The organism is Nonomuraea sp. NPDC050478 (genome assembly GCF_044458265.1).
Lineage (GTDB): Bacteria > Actinomycetota > Actinomycetes > Streptosporangiales > Streptosporangiaceae > Nonomuraea > Nonomuraea ferruginea.
The window spans coordinates 537,028-551,992 of sequence record NZ_JBITHT010000002.1 but is presented as its reverse complement, the minus strand read 5'-3'; the positions used below and the strand labels follow the sequence as shown (position 1 = coordinate 551,992).

General features: G+C 72.5%; 15 protein-coding genes. 9 read left to right on the top strand and 6 right to left on the bottom strand.

Features of this window, described 5'->3' with window-relative positions; all coding sequences use genetic code 11:
* The first annotated feature begins 32 nt into the window (after positions 1-32).
* Positions 33-254, top strand: a complete 222-nt coding sequence (locus ACIBF7_RS10610) for a hypothetical protein (RefSeq protein ID WP_397196944.1) — start codon at positions 33-35, stop codon at positions 252-254.
* Here ACIBF7_RS10610 and ACIBF7_RS10605 read toward each other — a convergent pair.
* The gene (locus tag ACIBF7_RS10605; protein ID WP_397196943.1) at positions 244-1,401 is read right to left on the bottom strand and encodes a cytochrome P450; all 1,158 of its coding nucleotides are present in this window, start codon (positions 1,399-1,401) and stop codon (positions 244-246) included. The two genes, ACIBF7_RS10610 and ACIBF7_RS10605, sit on opposite strands and share 11 nt — an antisense overlap.
* Positions 1,402-1,731: 330 nt before the next feature.
* Between ACIBF7_RS10605 and ACIBF7_RS10600 the strand changes: the two genes are divergently transcribed.
* The 4 genes from ACIBF7_RS10600 (at position 1,732) to ACIBF7_RS10585 (ending at position 7,379) form a co-directional block, all read left to right on the top strand.
* Positions 1,732-3,069, top strand: a complete 1,338-nt coding sequence (locus tag ACIBF7_RS10600) for a WD40 repeat domain-containing protein (RefSeq protein WP_397196942.1) — start codon at positions 1,732-1,734, stop codon at positions 3,067-3,069.
* A 247-nt stretch (positions 3,070-3,316) separates the two neighbouring features.
* Positions 3,317-4,648, top strand: a complete 1,332-nt coding sequence (locus tag ACIBF7_RS10595) for a cytosine permease (RefSeq protein WP_271278563.1) — start codon at positions 3,317-3,319, stop codon at positions 4,646-4,648.
* Between the two features lie 29 nt (positions 4,649-4,677).
* Positions 4,678-6,270 (top strand): hydantoinase/oxoprolinase family protein, encoded by a 1,593-nt coding sequence (locus tag ACIBF7_RS10590; protein WP_271278564.1) that lies wholly within the window; start codon positions 4,678-4,680, stop codon positions 6,268-6,270.
* The gene (locus tag ACIBF7_RS10585; RefSeq protein WP_397196941.1) at positions 6,255-7,379 is read left to right on the top strand and encodes a DUF917 domain-containing protein; all 1,125 of its coding nucleotides are present in this window, start codon (positions 6,255-6,257) and stop codon (positions 7,377-7,379) included. The genes ACIBF7_RS10590 and ACIBF7_RS10585 overlap by 16 nt, the downstream gene beginning before the upstream one ends.
* Here ACIBF7_RS10585 and ACIBF7_RS10580 read toward each other — a convergent pair.
* From ACIBF7_RS10580 to ACIBF7_RS10570, 3 genes are all read right to left on the bottom strand, one after another.
* Positions 7,376-8,767, bottom strand: coding sequence for a PepSY-associated TM helix domain-containing protein (locus ACIBF7_RS10580; RefSeq protein ID WP_397196940.1), 1,392 nt, complete (start codon positions 8,765-8,767; stop codon positions 7,376-7,378). The genes ACIBF7_RS10585 and ACIBF7_RS10580 overlap by 4 nt on opposite strands.
* Before the next feature lie 136 nt (positions 8,768-8,903).
* Complete coding sequence (locus ACIBF7_RS10575) at positions 8,904-9,464, bottom strand: hypothetical protein (RefSeq protein WP_271278567.1); 561 nt, start codon at positions 9,462-9,464, stop codon at positions 8,904-8,906.
* 243 nt (positions 9,465-9,707) lie between these two features.
* Positions 9,708-9,848: a hypothetical protein gene (locus tag ACIBF7_RS10570; protein WP_364227939.1), complete on the bottom strand. Its 141-nt coding sequence runs from the start codon at positions 9,846-9,848 to the stop codon at positions 9,708-9,710.
* Between the two features lie 96 nt (positions 9,849-9,944).
* Between ACIBF7_RS10570 and ACIBF7_RS10565 the strand changes: the two genes are divergently transcribed.
* The 4 genes from ACIBF7_RS10565 (at position 9,945) to ACIBF7_RS10550 (ending at position 11,471) form a co-directional block, all read left to right on the top strand.
* The gene (locus ACIBF7_RS10565) at positions 9,945-10,331 is read left to right on the top strand and encodes a pyridoxamine 5'-phosphate oxidase family protein (RefSeq protein ID WP_397196939.1); all 387 of its coding nucleotides are present in this window, start codon (positions 9,945-9,947) and stop codon (positions 10,329-10,331) included.
* The gene (locus ACIBF7_RS10560) at positions 10,328-10,510 is read left to right on the top strand and encodes a hypothetical protein (RefSeq protein ID WP_397196938.1); all 183 of its coding nucleotides are present in this window, start codon (positions 10,328-10,330) and stop codon (positions 10,508-10,510) included. The genes ACIBF7_RS10565 and ACIBF7_RS10560 overlap by 4 nt, the downstream gene beginning before the upstream one ends.
* A gap of 3 nt (positions 10,511-10,513) precedes the next feature.
* Entirely contained in the window at positions 10,514-11,257 is a 744-nt protein-coding gene (cobM, locus tag ACIBF7_RS10555; RefSeq protein ID WP_397196937.1) for a precorrin-4 C(11)-methyltransferase, read from the top strand.
* 91 nt (positions 11,258-11,348) lie between these two features.
* On the top strand, positions 11,349-11,471 hold the full coding sequence (locus ACIBF7_RS10550) for a hypothetical protein (RefSeq protein WP_397196936.1): 123 nt from the start codon (positions 11,349-11,351) through the stop codon (positions 11,469-11,471).
* 22 nt (positions 11,472-11,493) lie between these two features.
* Here ACIBF7_RS10550 and ACIBF7_RS10545 read toward each other — a convergent pair whose 3' ends face one another.
* On the bottom strand, positions 11,494-13,572 hold the full coding sequence (locus tag ACIBF7_RS10545) for a histidine kinase (protein ID WP_397196935.1): 2,079 nt from the start codon (positions 13,570-13,572) through the stop codon (positions 11,494-11,496).
* Positions 13,573-13,687: 115 nt separating this feature from the next.
* The gene (gene fmdA, locus ACIBF7_RS10540; RefSeq protein WP_397196934.1) at positions 13,688-14,944 is read right to left on the bottom strand and encodes a formamidase; all 1,257 of its coding nucleotides are present in this window, start codon (positions 14,942-14,944) and stop codon (positions 13,688-13,690) included.
* Between the last annotated feature and the right edge of the window lie 21 nt (positions 14,945-14,965).

Below are 14,965 nucleotides of genomic sequence, written 5' to 3'. Positions count from 1 at the left end.
GCACCTCCAGGCGAGGCCCAAGAGGAGTCCTCATGTCGATCACCGTGGTGCTGGAGATCCTGGCGGGCGTCCTGCTGATCTTCTCTGCGCTCGTGGCTGCCGCTGCGCTCTGGGTTCCACCGCCGCGGTCCCGCGCCGCCGTTCGCCGCCGTGCCTCTTCTCGCACGCCGCCTGTCGAGGACCGCCCGGAGCGGCCGGGGGGCTACGTCTCTCAGGCTGCGGATCACCGCGCACCCCACCGCTTCACCAGGTGACATGGAGAGCCTTCGGGCCGGCGTCGACCCCGTCGCGGACCCACTCGACGCTCTCGGCCGGGCCCGCCAGGCACAACCCGGGCAGTTGCCGGGCCAGCGCTCCGATCACGGCCGCGACCTCGAGGCGGGCCAGCGGCGCGCCGAGGCAATAGTGCACGCCGTGCCCGAACACCAGTGACGGGCTCGATCTCCGTTCCGGTACGAAGGCGTCGGGATCGGCGAAGTGCCGGGGATCGCGGTGTGCGGCCTCGAGGCGTACCAACACCAGGTCACCGGCTCGGATCCGGGTCCCGGCCAGCTCGACGTCGGTCTGGGCGAAGCGGGGGAAGGGCTCGCCTGTCTGCCCGGACTGCAGGCGCAGCACCTCCTCGACGGTCGCGCCCAGCCGCTCGGAGGCCGTGGCCAGGCGTCCCTCGCGCAGCAGCCTGATCACGGCCGCGGAGATGGCGTTGCGGGCCGACAGGTATCCGGCGGAGACGATGGTGGCGGTCATGGCGACGAGCTCGCTGTCGCTGAGCCTGCCGTCCTCGGCGTCCCGTACGGTGATCAGGGAGCTGAGCAGGTCATCGCCGAGGTCCTCGCGCCTCGCCTCGACCAGGGTCGCGGCGTACGCCGACAGGCTCTCCCACGCCTGCGCGCCCTGGGCCATCTCCTCCTCGCCGCCGAAGACGAAGTCGACGCCGCCGGCGGCACCGGCGACGGCCTGGAAGTGCTCGCGGTCGGCGATCTCCACCCCGAGCAGCTCGCTGATCGCCGCGATGGACACGGGCCCGGCCACGTCCGCGACGAGTTCGGCGGGCGGCCCGCCCCGGGCGATCGCGGCCACGTGGTCGTCCGCGAGCCGCTCGGTCCGATCGCGCAGCGCCTCGATCCCGCGCGGCCCGAACGCCTTCGACACCAGCCGCCTCAGCCGCCCGTGCGCCTCGCCGTCCTGGAAGAGCGTGTCGTTCCCGGGATGCGCGGTCCCGGGAGGGGTGAGCCCGAATCTCCGGTCCGCCAGGACGGTGGCGACGGCGTCGTAGGAGGTGACGAGCCAGGCGGGGCCGCCGCTGGGGGTCTTCACCTGGGCGATGGGGGTGGTCTCGCGCATGGCCGCGTACTCGGGAGGGGGTGTGAAGGGGTCAGGGCGGTCGTACGGGAGGGTCATCGCCTTCGGCGCCTTTCTTCGACGGGCAGCGGGTGTTCGCTCGCCTGGTGCCAGTCAAGATGTTGACGTCGCGTCAAGGTCAAGCCGATGGGATTCCGGGCTCTCCCGACGAACCCGCCACAGGCGCCGCTGATCTGGTCCGCCATTCACCGTCTCAAGTGGATGGCAGGCTGCTGACGCCGATGCCAAGCAACGGTTTCGGGACGCCTTTCGGGGGTCCCGCTCCTGCCGATTCAGGAGCACTCTGGAGACATGTCGAATGCGGCAGATTCCGGTCGCGCTCCACGGCCGCGGGGCAGGCGGTGGGTGAAGATCACCGCGATCACGGCAATGACGGCGTTGCTGGCCGTAGGGTTGATCGGGTTCTTCGCCGACCCGCTGCACCTGCCGGCGGGGGTCCTGGGCGTGCTGGATCAGCGGGCGAGCGTGATCAGTATGTTCGTCGGTGCGGCCGGGCTGGTGGTCTCGGTGGTGGCGCTACTGCGACCGCGCGCCGGCCATGCCCCATCCGCCGTCACCGCCGACCGGCCTGCTGCCGAGCCCGGGACGCCACCCGGCCTGTCGGGCCCGGGGGAGGCCATCGGCATCGCCTCCCATGGTGCTGACGCACGGAACGTGCAGATGAGGGCGAAGGCATCAGGTCAGGGTGGGGTATATCAAGCGGTCGGCAATCAGATCATCAACCACCACTATCCGCCCGGACTGGAGCCGGGGCAGAACGTCGAGGGAGACATCTCGCCGCTCTCGTGGGAGCCGGTCGGTGGCCCCCTCACCGGACACACCGATCTCGTTCTGGGGGTGGCGTTCCGCCCCCACGGTGACCTGATGGCCACAACCGGCTGGGACCGTACGGTACGGCTCTGGGATCCCGCCGCCCGCCGGTTCGTGGGCGACCTCTCCGCCGACGAACCCATGAGCGGCTACAACGAGGTGGCCTTCCACCCCGGCGGCCACCTGCTCGCCACCGCGGGCAAGGACGGTGTGGTGCGGTGGTGGGACCTGGCCGCCCGCCGACAGACCGGGCGATCTCAGCCCGACCACAAAGGTCCGGTGACCGCGATGGCGTTCCACCCCGGCGGTCACCTGCTGGCCAGCGGCGATACCCAAGGTGTGGTCCGGCTCTGGGACCCGGCCACAGGAGGACAGGTCGGCGAGCCGCTCCACGGCCACACCGGGACCGTGAAGGGGGTGGCGTTCCATCCCTCCTCCTCGTTGCTCGCCACCGCCGGCACCGAGGAGGAGGGGAACATCCTGCTGTGGGACACGACAACCGGCCGCCAGGTCGGCGAACCGCTCACTGGTCACCCTGGCGGTGTGTACACGATGGCGTTCCACCCACGCGGCGACTTCCTGGCCACCGGCGGTGAGGACTGCGCGGTGCGGCTGTGGGACCCGTCCACCGGACAACAGCGCAGGGACCCGCTCATGGGCCACACCTATGCCGTGCTCGGGGTAGCGGTCCATCCGGACGGCGATCTCCTGGCCTCCGGCAGCTACGACGGCACGGTCCGGCTGTGGGATCCCACCACCGGCCGCCAGGTCGGCAAGCCTCTCACTGGCCACACGTTCCCCGTGTGCGCCGTGGCGTTCCACCCCGACGGTGATCTCTTAACTGCCATCGCCCACCACACGATCCGGCTGTACAGCCCCGCGCCGTCCCACGACTGAACAACCGGGAGCACCGGTGGGGGCGGCACAGACATGCGGCTCGGCCGTCACGGAATCGGGGGGCGATCCCGGCGTCGAGCAGCATGAGCATCCCCGGCGTGTCACCGTGCTGGGCGCGGGTGTACAGCTTCCGCCGCGGCAGCCGAGCGGCCTGTAGAAAGCTGCACATACCGCGCCTCTTCTCGTGTGCGCCTCCTTTATCTAACGTCGCGTTGTCGGTGTAGATCACTGCTGCGAAGGACACACGATGGCGCAACCCCCCGCATCCGTCGGCTTACCCGCCGACACCGGCCTGGCCCGTGACGACTACGCACTCGAACGCGTCCCCGCCTCCGCCCGCTACGGCTGGACCACCATCGCCGTGCAGCGGTTCGGTCTGCTGTCGGCGCTGTCGCAGTTCCTGCTCGGCGCCACCCTCGGCATGGGCATGACCTTCTGGCAGGCCGTCCTGGCCGTCACCCTCGGCGCCGTCATCCTCGAGGTCGTCGCGATCGCGCTGGGCATCGCCGGCATGCGCGAGGGCCTGTCCACCAGCCTGCTGGCCCGCTGGGCCGGGTTCGGCCGCTACGGCTCCGGCCTGGTCGGCCTGGTGATCGCGGTCAGCCTGCTCGGCTGGTTCGGCGTGCAGACCGCCGTGCTCGCCCAGGGCGTCTCCTCCCTGCTCGGCGGCTCACCGGCGTGGATCTGGGCGATCGCCGGCGGCCTGGCGATCACCGCGATCGTCGTGCACGGCTTCGCCGGGATGGCCTGGACCGCGTGGATCACCGTCCCGGCCTTCCTGGCGCTGGCGGGCTGGGCCATCGGCGTGGAGCTCGCCGAACGGCCGCTCGGCGAGCTGATCGCCTCCCAGCCCGCGGGGCCGGCGATGAGCCTCGCCCAGGGCGCCACCCTGGTCGCCGGCGGGTTCATCGTCGGCGCCGTCATCTCGCCCGACATGTGCCGCTTCAACCGCAACGCCGCCGACGTCGTCAAGCAGACCGTCCTCGGCATCTCGCTCGGCGAGTACGTGCTCGCCCTGGTCGGCGTCCTGCTCGCGCACGCGCTGCGCACCGGCGACGTGGTCACCATCGTCACCACCACCTCCGGCACCGTCGGCGTGCTCGTGCTGATCACCGCCACCGCCAAGGTCAACGACTGGAACCTGTACGCCGCCAGCCTGGGCGTCACCAACACCCTGCACACCGCGTTCGGGGTGAAGGCCGGGCGCGCCGCCGTCACCGTGGTGCTGGGGATCGTCGGCACCGCGCTGGCCGCCCTCGGCATGGCCGACCACCTGGTGGACTTCCTGGTCCTGCTGGGGGTGGCCATCCCGCCCATCGCCGGCATCATGGTCGCCGAGTACTTCGTGGTGCGCACCTGGCGCGCCGACCTCGACAGCTCGCGCGAGCGCGGAGAGCTGCCCGCCCACGCGCCCGGGTGGATCCCGGCCGCGCTGGTCGCCTGGGTGGCCGCCGCGCTGATCGGCCACTTCGTCACCGCGGGCATCCCGGCGCTCAACGCCCTGCTGGCGGCCTTCGTCCTGTACGCGGTCGCCGGCCGGCTCGGCCTGACCGGCGCGGCCCGGCCGTCGACGTCATGACCCGGATTCCCGGGAAGGAGCACGCGGCTGTGCGCATAGGGATCGACGTGGGCGGCACCCACACCGACGCCGTCCTCCTGGACCAGGACATGACCGTCGTGGCCGGCATCAAGACGGCCACCACGGCCGACGTCACCGGCGGCGTCGTCACGGCGCTGTCCACGCTGCTGGAAGGCAGCCGTCTCGATCGCGGCCGGATCTCCGCCGTCATGATCGGCACCACCCACTTCACCAACGCCCTCGTCACCCGCCGCCGGCTGGCCCGTACCGGCGTGGTCCGGCTCGCGCTGCCCGCCACCGCCGCGCTGCCGCCCACCTCCGCCTGGCCGGCCGAGCTGGTCGACGCCGTCCGCCCGGTGGTGCGTCTGTGTCACGGCGGCCACGAGTTCGACGGCCGGCCCATCTCCCCGCTCGATCCCGACGAGCTCAAGCGGGTCGCCGCCGACCTGGCCGCCCACGACATCACCACCGTGGCGATCAGCTCCGTGTTCTCCCCGGTCACCGCCGAGGCCGAGCTGGCCGCCGCGGACATCCTGCGCGCCGAGCTGCCGCACCTGCGCGTCAGCCTCTCCCACCAGATCGGCCGCATCCGCATGCTGGAACGGGAGAACGCCACCGTCGTCAACGCCTGCCTGCTCGACCTGGCCGACGAGATCGTCGACGCGTTCGCCGCCGCCCTGGCCGCCGTCGGCGTGTGCGCGCCGCTGTTCCTGTCGCAGAACGACGGCACGCTCATGGACGCCGAGTACACCCGCCGCTACCCGGTCAGGACGTTCGCCAGCGGCCCCACCAACAGCATGCGCGGCGCCGCGTTCCTGGCCGGGCTGGCCGACGCCGCGGTGGTCGACATCGGCGGCACCACCACCGACGTCGGCGTGCTGACCGGCGGCTACCCCCGCCAGGCCGGCACCGACGTCGACATCGCCGGGGTGCGCACCAACTTCCGCATGCCGGACGTGGTCTCCGTCGGCCTGGGCGGCGGCAGCCGCGTCACCCGGCGGCCGGAGCTGCGGATCGGCCCCGACTCGGTCGGCTACCAGCTGACCGAGCAGGCGCTGGTCTTCGGCGGCCGTACCCTGACCGCCACGGATCTCGCCGTCGCCGCCGGGCTGGCCGAGGTCGGCGATCGCTCGCTGGTGCGCGGCCTGGACCGTGACCTCGTCCGGCGCGGCGCCGCCTGGATGGCGGACCGGGTGGCCGGACTGGTGGATCAGATGCGGCTGAGCGCCGAGCCGCTGCCGGTCGTCATCGTCGGCGGCGGCGCCGTCCTCATGCCCGCCGAGCTCCCCGGCGTGCCCGAGGTGCGCATCCCCGGCCACCACGGCGTCGCGAACGCCATCGGCGCCGCCATCGGACAGATCGGCGGCGAGGTCGACCGGCTGTTCCTCATCGGCTCCCAGCTCACCCGCGACGACGTGCTGGACCAGGCCCGCGCCGAGGCGACCGGCCTGGCCGTCTCGGCCGGGGCGGTGCCCTCCAGCGTCGAGATCGTCCACGTCGACGAGATCCATGTGAACTACCTGCCGGGCAACGCCGTCCGTGTCATCGTGCGCGCCGTCGGCGACCTGGACCTCGGCCGCGCCCGTACTCCCGAGGAGGATCCGCAGTGGGCTACGACCTGACCCCGCAAGGGCTGCACGACCTGGCCGAAGGCGCCGCGGTGCTGGGCACAGGAGGCGGCGGCGACCCGTACATCGGCCGGCTCCTGGTGGAGCGGGAGATGGCCGCCGGCCGCCGAGTACGCGTCATCGGCGCCGACGAGCTGCCCGACGACGCGCTGGTGCTGCCGTCGTCGATGATGGGGGCGCCGACCGTGTTCGTGGAGAAGCTGCCCTCCGGCGGCGGCAACGTGGCCGCCTTCCGCGCTCTGGAAGAGCACCTCGGCCGCCGGGCGCACGCCGTCATGCCGACCGAGTGCGGCGGGCTCAACAGCATGATCCCGCTGATGCTCGGCGCCCAGCTCGACCTGCCCGTCGTCGACGCCGACGGCATGGGCCGCGCCTTCCCCGAACTGCAGATGCAGACCTTCGGCGTGCTGGGCGTGTCCGGCTCGCCCATGGCCATCGCCTCCGACCACGGCGATGTCTGCGTCATCACCGCCGGCGACAACAAGCGCATGGAACAGCTGGCCAGGGCGCTGACCATCCAGATGGGCGGCGCCTCCTACATCAGCGACTACCCCATGGACACCGCCGAGGTCCGCCGTACCTCCGTGCACGGCACGCTGTCGCTGTGCCGCGACATAGGACGCGCGCTGCGCGAGGCCCGCGCCGCGCACGCCGACCCGTTCGACGCGCTCACCGCCATGCTCGCCGGCACCATCTACAGCCTGGGCGTCGTGCTGTTCCGCGGCAAGGTCGTCGACGTCGAGCGCCGCACCGTCGACGGCTTCGCCCGCGGCAGGGCCCGCCTGCAGGCCGCGGACGATCCCGGCGACGTCCTGGAGATCACCTTCCAGAACGAGCACCTCGTCGCCCGCCGGGACGGTCGCGTCCTGGCCATCGTCCCCGACTTGATCTGCACCCTGGCCACCGAGACCGGCGCGCCCGTCCCCACCGAGTCGCTCGCCTACGGCCAGCGGCTGACCGTGTTCGCCATCTCCACGCCGCCGATCATGCGTACGCCTGACGCGCTGGCCTGCTTCGGCCCGGCAGGCTTCGGCCTGACCGACCCGTACGTCCCGCTGGAGAACCTCCTGCCCGGAAGCCTCGCGAAGACCCCAGCACCCTAGGCGCCTTCCTGCTGGGCCGCGCGGGCACGCAGGCCCAGCAGGACATCGACGGCCAGGAAGGCGAGCAGCGACAGGCCCATCAGGGGCAGGAACCAGCCCACAGCCGCGACGAGGAGGATCAGCGGTACGAGGACCGCCCAGCCCAGCAGGTGCCGGCCGCCGCGCGGATACGGCTCGCCGAAACCGCGCGTGGGACGACGCTGCCACCACATCCGGTACCCGAGCACGATGAGCGTGATCGCCCCGGCGGCGAGCAGCATCAGCACGATCTGGTTGGCCAGGCCGAACAGCAGGCCCATGTGCCCGTCGATGCCCCACTGCGTGAGCTTGGCGGCGAGGTTGTAGTCGCTGAATCGCAGCACGGCGGTGACCTGACCGGAGCCGGCGTCGACGGCGACCTGGTCGAGGCGCTGCGGAACCGTCTTGTCGATCTCCTTGATCACATAGGGTGCGCCCGGCTCGGCGGGCCACACGATCTCCAGCGGGCCCGACAGGCCTTCGCCCGCCCCGGCCCGGGCGACCTGATCGACGCTCACGGCCGTGCCGCCGTGCCGGTGGACTCCCTCACCGGCATGGGCGGCGTGGTCGCCGGAGGACGTGGTGACCGCCGGCGTGGTCCAGCCGAGCGCGGTGCGCACCTCGCCGACGTTCTCCCCGGCGTACGTGGACCAGGTCAGGCCGGTCGCCGACAGGAAGAGCAGGCCCAGCACCGCCCACAGGCCGACGGAGCCGTGCCAGGACAGGCGCCGGCGCGCTCCCGGCAAGGACCGGTCGGGGGCGAGCAGGCCGCGCAGGCGGCGGGCGCCGCGGCGCCTGGTGACCCAGAGCGTCAGGCCGCCCAGGGCGACGACCCACAACCAGCTGGCCGCCAGCTCGCTGTAGAGCCGCCCCGGCTCGCCCAGGTGCAGGTGACGGTGGAGGTTGGAGATCCAGGCGCGGACCGGGAGCGCGCCCGAGCCGCCGTAGCTGTCCAGGGTGCCGCGCACCTGACCCGTGTACGGATCGACGAAGACGGCCAGCTGAGTGCTTTCCGGCAGGCCGGGCACGTCCATCAGGACGCGGGTGCTCGCGTCCGCCGCTTCCGGGGTGCGCACCGCGGTGACCTTCCCGTCAGGACGCGCGGCCTGCGCGGCGGCGACCTGCTGGCTCAGCGGCAGACGCTGCTCGCCGACGGGAACGGTCAGCTCGTGGCGGTGCGCGACCTGCTCGATCTGGAAGGAGGCGGCGTACAGCAGGCCGGTGGAGGCGGCGACGAGCAGGAAGGGAGCGATGAGGATCCCGGCGTAGAAGTGCAGGCGAAGGATCAGCGGCTTGAGCGCGGTCCAGGCCGACGCCCGGCGGGGGGACGGGTCGGGGCCGGCGGTGGGGCGGGTGTCAGTAGAGGTCACGAGAGTCTCCGTTACGGGCGCGCCACGACAGGTGCGTGCCGCCGCGAGATGAGGTGTTCGTCCGCGCGTCGGCGCGGCAGGGAGACGGGGGTGGCGGCAGCGGCCGGCCACGACCGTGAAGCGGGCTACGGCCCGATCAGAGAGCGGCAGCCAACAAGGGAGGCCCGCGGCGGCGCAGGCTGGAGGCCAGCAGGAGCCGCAGCCGGGCATGCTCGTGATGCGCCAGAGGGCGGCGCGGCAGGCGTGCGGTGACCGGCGAGACGGCGAGCAGCAGGCCGGCCCAGAGCACGCTCAGCGACGTGACGGCCAGGTGCGCGATCATGGCCAGGGCGGTCTCGCCGCGTTCCAGCCACCACGACGACAGCAGAGCCACCGCCACATGGACCAGGACCATGCCCACCCCGGTGCCGCCGTGGGCGTGGGCGAGGGGGACGGCGGACGCCTCGGCGCCGGCGCTGAACAGGTGGTGCACGCAGTACTGGGCGGCGAAGCACGCGGCGAGCAGCGCGCCCCGGCCGTGCTGGCGGGCACCGATGGCGTAGGCTCCGCCCCAGGTCAGCCCCACCGCCGCGGCCAGGAACCCGGGCCGTACGGCCGCGCCCCCGGCCAGCACGTGCACGACGGCCGACACCAGCACGCAGACCACGGCGAACACCGTGGCACGCGACGCACGCAGGAAGGGCCGGCCGACATGCACCCGCACATCGTTCCCTGGGGGCACACCGCCGACACCCCGGAACCCGTCCGGCGTGGTGCTCGGCGAGGATGTCGCAGGCCGCGGGATCGCCTGCCGTGAACCTTTCACCCGCGGCGAGAGGACTCCGTGCCGAGACGCGCGTCCTCAGTCTTGGGGCGGGGTGCGGCGCAGGAGGTACGTGTCCATGATCCAGCCCTTGCGGGCCCGGGCCTCCGCGCGGAGCTCGCGGATGCGGTCGCCCACTTAAGTCACCGGCATCTCGTCGGGCGTGCCCCGATAGACGGCGAAGTCGTCGAGGCCGGTGAAGGAGCAGTGGGCGTCCAGCATGACGACCGTGTCGTCGGCGGTGGGGCCTTCCGCGGCCAGGCGGCGTAGCCGCTTCACCCGTAGGAGTGTAGGCACTGGTGAGCGGATGAACGCGACCGGACCATGCCAGAAGCGTCGATATACGATGTTGGTCGCCATCGCCTGAGGAGGGTCGTGAATCTGGTCGAGCAGGGGGACGGCTTCGCCGCGTTCTGGCAGGAGCGGCATCTGTGCACGCTCGCCACCGCGCGTCCCGGCGGGCCCCCGCACGTGGTGCCGGTGGGCGCGACCCTGGATCTGGAGACCGCCACCGCCCGGGTGATCACCTCGGGGTCCTCGTACAAGGCCCGGCTCATCGGCGAGGCCGGCGCGCTCGTGGCGCTGTGCCAGGTGGACGGCCGCCGCTGGTCCACGCTGGAGGGCCGGGCCGTGGTGCGGACGGAGCCGGAGCGGGTGGCCGACGCCGAACGCCGCTACGCCGCCCGCTACAAGCCGCCTCGCCCGAACCCGTCCAGGGTCGTCCTGGAGATCGAGATCACCCGCGTGCTGGGCAACGTGTGATCACCGTCGTCGGCGTCGGCGCGGACGGCCGGGACGGACTGCCCGCCGATTCGCGGCGCACGGTGGAGGCGGCGGAGGTGCTCAGGGGCGCCCCCAGGCAGCTCGATCTCGTCCCCGCCTCCGCGGCTGAGCGGGGCCGCGATGCCGGTGACCGTGTGGTCGGTCATCAGGAAGGATGAGCCGTGACCGTCTACTTCATCGGGGCAGGCCCGGGGGCCGCCGACCTGATCACGCTGCGCGGCCTGCGGCGGCTCCAGACGTCGCCGGTGTGCCTGTACGCGGGCTCGCTGGTGCCGCGCGAGCTGCTCGACTCGTGCCCGGTCGGCGCACGGCTGGTGAACACGGCGGACCTGACGCTCGACGAGATCGTCGCGGAGCTGGTCGCCGCGCACCGGGCCGGACTCGACGTGGCGCGGCTGCACTCCGGCGATCCGTCGGTGTTCAGCGCCGTGGCCGAGCAGATGCGCCGCCTGGACGCGCTGGAGGTGCCGTACGACGTGGTGCCGGGGGTGCCGGCCTTCGCCGCGGCGGCCGCCGCGCTGGGCAGGGAGCTCACCGTCCCCGGCGTCGGCCAGACGATCATCCTGACCCGCACGTCGGCCAGGGCGACGCCGATGCCCGACGGCGAGGACCTGTCCACGCTCGGGGCGAGCGGGGCGACGATGGTGCTCCATCTGTCCGTGCAGCGGATCGACGCCGTGGTGGCGGAGCTGCTGCCCTCGTACGGGCCGGACTGCCCGGTGGCGGTGGTGGCGCGGGCGAGCAGGGCGGACGAGGTGATCCTGCGCGGGACGCTGGCGGACATCGCCGGGCAGGTGCACGAGGCCGGGATCCGCCGCACGGCGGTGATCGTCGTCGGGCGGGTGCTGTCGGCGTCGGAGTTCCCCGACAGCCACCTCTACAGCACGAACCGGGCCAGGACGTGAGGCGGATCCTCATCCTGGGCGGCACGGCGGAGGCGCGGACCCGTGACAGAGGACACGGGCACCGGCCCGACCTGCCGGAAGAGCTGGTGGCGTGGGTGCCTACTACGCCTTCGCCTGGGACATGCTGCCCAGGAAGCTGGACGAGCAGAGCGCGGCGCTGCTGAGCAACCTCGACGCCGCGAAGGTCTTCGGCACCCCGGTGAGCGCGCGCTGATCAACCCTTGAGGTGGTCGCGCTCACCATCGAGGCTTCACGCCTGCCTCACCGACGTCAGAGGGCTTGGGAAGCGGGAACGTGGCCTCCACCTGCGTCCCCGGCCCGGTCAGGGGCGCCTGGGTGATCCGGCAGGTGCCGCCCAGCTCCGCGGCGCGCTCGCGCATCGAGGCGAAGCCGACGCCGGAGCGCTGGTGGCCGGTCAGCCCTTTGCCGTCGTCGCGCACCCGTACGACCAGCGCGTGCTCCGAGCAGGCCAGCGTGACGACGATCCGGGTGGCGTCGGCGTGCTTGCGCACGTTGGTCAGCGCCTCCTGCGCGATCCGATACGCCGCCACCTCCACGGCCGCCGGCAGGTCGCGGGTCTCGCCTTCCACCTCGACCTGGACGGGCGGGCCGGGCTCCGCGGCGAGCGCGCGCACCGCCCCGAGCAGACCCAGGTCGTCCAGGCTGGGCGGGCGCAGGCCGTAGACCAGCTCGCGGACCTCCTGGCTGACCGAGTCCATGCTGCCGCGCAGGTCCCGCAGCATCCGGTCGGCGGTGGACGGCACCTCGCGCAGGCGCAGCTGGGCCATGGTCAGGGACATCGACATGTTGGTGAGCGCCTGGCCGAGGCCGTCGTGCAGGTCGCGGCGGAGCCTGCGCCGCTCCTCCTCACGGGCGTTCAGGATGTTCTCCCTGGAGCGTTGCAGATCGGCCGTCATCAGTACGGCGTGCGCGACGTCGGCGACGTGGACGGTCGCCGTGCTGATCAGCCGCTCGGTGTAGGCGGCGGAGAAACGGCGCGGCCCTGGCGGCCCGATCAGCATCCGGCCGACCGGCTCGCCGTGCCACACCAGCGGCACGGCCCGCGGGTCCGGACCGATCGTCCCCAGCTCCACCCGCATGCCCGCGGTGCCGGCCTCTGTGCCGGCCTCTGTGCCGACCTCGACGACGACCCCGGTCACGCCCAGGCCGTCGTGCACCACGGCCGTGACGGCGGCCAGCGCGTTCACCGGCTCGGTCTCGCCGACCTCGCGCGCCAGTCTCCTGGCCAGTTCCTCCGGCTGGCCGTGCCTGCCGTACAGCATCACGTCGGTGAGGCGGCGCAGACGGGTGCGCAGCGGCTGGAAGAACACGCCCGTCACCAGCGCGGCGGCCAGCCCCGCCACCTGGTCGTAGCCCGACACCAGCAGCGCGGCCAGGGCGCCGGTGCCGAAGTAGGCCCCGCCGACCGCGGCGATCAGGCCGGTCGCGATGACGGTCCGGCTGATGACGGTGTCGATGCCGTACAGGCGGTACTGCAGCACCGCGAACGCGATCGTCACCGGAAGCAGCCCGGTCCAGATCGTCGCCGGGAGCCAGTAGGCCTCGCCGAGCAGCACGAACACCGTGTAGACGACGAACGCGCTCAGCGGCCAGGCGATCTGCCTGCGCGCCGCCGGGGACGCGTGCCGCAGCCGCACCAGCAGGGAGATCAGGGCGAGCACCACACACGCGTTGATCAGCAGAGTCAGCGAGCGCGTCAGCACCCCCTGGTAGGGAGCCAGGGCCTCGATCGCCAGCGGATTCGGGATGACCTCCGGCCAGCGGTAGGTGCTCGCGGGCGGCGTCGGCCGCGCGATGGTGCGCACGCCCTCGACGACGGTCGCGGCCACACCGGTGATCGCCACCGGCAGCCAGCGGCGGGAGGGCAGGCGATCGTCCGGTGAGAGCAGCGGCGTCAGGATCCCCAGCGCGCAGGCCCCGACGATCCAGCCCACGACGGCCAGGATGCGCAGCCATCCGGCGCTCTCCAGGTCGCCGGCCGACGCCTGCGCGAACTGCAGCCCGGTCACCATCACGTTGACCGCGCAGCCGAGGCCGCCGGCACACATCAGCCAGGCCAGCTTCAGACGGGGACGGTGCGCGATCAGGAACGCGCCGATCAGCGGGAACGTCAGGCCCGCGCCGTGGTCGGGCGCCAGGGGCGGCCACGGCGACCACTCCTCGGGCAGCGATAACTGGATCGCGGTGCCGGCCACGGTCAGCGACACCGACAGCACGGCCAGCACGACGGACACCCACGCCCGCACCCGGCCCGCGCCCGGCGCGCCGCCCCCGTCTGCCTTCACTGCTCGCATCCCCTGCCCCGCGGAACTCTCAGCGCCCGTCGGCGAACCGACCAGGCGTCCGCGAGCATCAGCGTAGAACGCTATCCGGCGCGCATGGCCCCTGACCAGGCACGTGCCCGGCGGTTCAGCCGAAGGCGGCGTGCGGTGCGCTGGTGCCCTCCGGCACGCGGACCGGCCCGGACGCGCTGGGCCGGACGTCGACGTCGAAGATCGCGGTAGGCAGGTAGACGGTGGCGCAGGAGTTGGGGATGTCCACCACCCCCGACAGCCGGCCCTCGATCGGGGCGGCGCCGAGCAGCAGGTATGCCTGCTCGGGGCTGTAGCCGAACGTCGTCAGGTAGTCGATCGCGTGCAGGCAGGCCCGCTGGTAGGCCAGTTGCGAGTCGAGGTAGCGCTGCTCGCCGTCCAGCGTGACGGAGATCCCGGAGAACGCCAGCCACTCGCTGTACTGGGGGGCGGTGCGGCCCGGCATGAAGATGGTGTTCTCGCCGACGCGGTACGTTCGCATGCCGCCCTTGATGAGGTCGACGTGCAGGTCGACGAAGCCGCCCATCTCGATGGCGCCGCAGAAGGTGATCTCGCCGTCGCCCTGGGAGAAGTGCAGGTCGCCGAGCGACAGGTTCGCCCCGGGCACGAACACCGGATAGAAGACGCGGGAGCCCTGGGTGAGGTTCTTGATGTCCTGGTTGCCGCCGTTCTCCCGGGGCGGCGCGGTGCGGGCGGCCTCGCCGGCGATCCTGTCGAACGCGGACGAGGACACCGATCCGAGGATGGCGTCCTGCGGCTCCGGGGGCAGGGCCAGCGCCGGCACTCTCGCCGGGTCGGTGGCGATCAGCGCGCCCTCCCGCTGGTTCCACTTCGCCAGCAGCTCCGCCGACGGCGCGGTGCCCATGAGCCCGATGTGGGTGATGCCGGTGAACGACACCGCCGGGATGTGGCGCGAGGTGGCTTCCTGGCCGCGGAAGTCCCAGATCGCCTTGTAGGCGTCGGGGAACTGGTCGGTGAGGAACGAGCCGCCGTTCTTCTTGGCGAAGATGCCGGTGTAACCCCAGCCCTGGCCGGCCAGGGGGCCGCTGTCCTCCTGGGGGATGGGTCCCACGTCGAGGATGTCCACGATCAGCAGGTCGCCCGGCTCTGCCCCCTCCACCGCGAACGGGCCGCTGAGCGCGTGCACCTTCGTCAGCGGGGCGTCACGGATGTCCTCGGCGGAGTCGTCGTTGTGGATCGCGCCGTCGAACCACTCCCGGCAGTGGACCCGGAAGCTGTCGCCCGGTTTGACCCGCGCCACCGGCGGGATCTCGGGATGCCAGCGGTTGTGACCGATCTTGGCCTGGTCGGTGAACTTCTTGGTCGAGTCGAGCGGGAAGATCAGCTCTGGCACGGCTGGATCCTTTCGGCACAG

Coding starts and splice junctions, on each gene's coding strand:
- ACIBF7_RS10595 (WP_271278563.1), top strand. CDS start 3,317: ATGGCGCAACCCCCCGCATCCGTCGGCTTACCCGCCGACACCGGCCTG.
- ACIBF7_RS10610 (WP_397196944.1), top strand. CDS start 33: ATGTCGATCACCGTGGTGCTGGAGATCCTGGCGGGCGTCCTGCTGATC.
- ACIBF7_RS10545 (WP_397196935.1), bottom strand. CDS start 13,572: ATGCGAGCAGTGAAGGCAGACGGGGGCGGCGCGCCGGGCGCGGGCCGG.
- ACIBF7_RS10600 (WP_397196942.1), top strand. CDS start 1,732: ATGACGGCGTTGCTGGCCGTAGGGTTGATCGGGTTCTTCGCCGACCCG.
- ACIBF7_RS10605 (WP_397196943.1), bottom strand. CDS start 1,401: ATGACCCTCCCGTACGACCGCCCTGACCCCTTCACACCCCCTCCCGAG.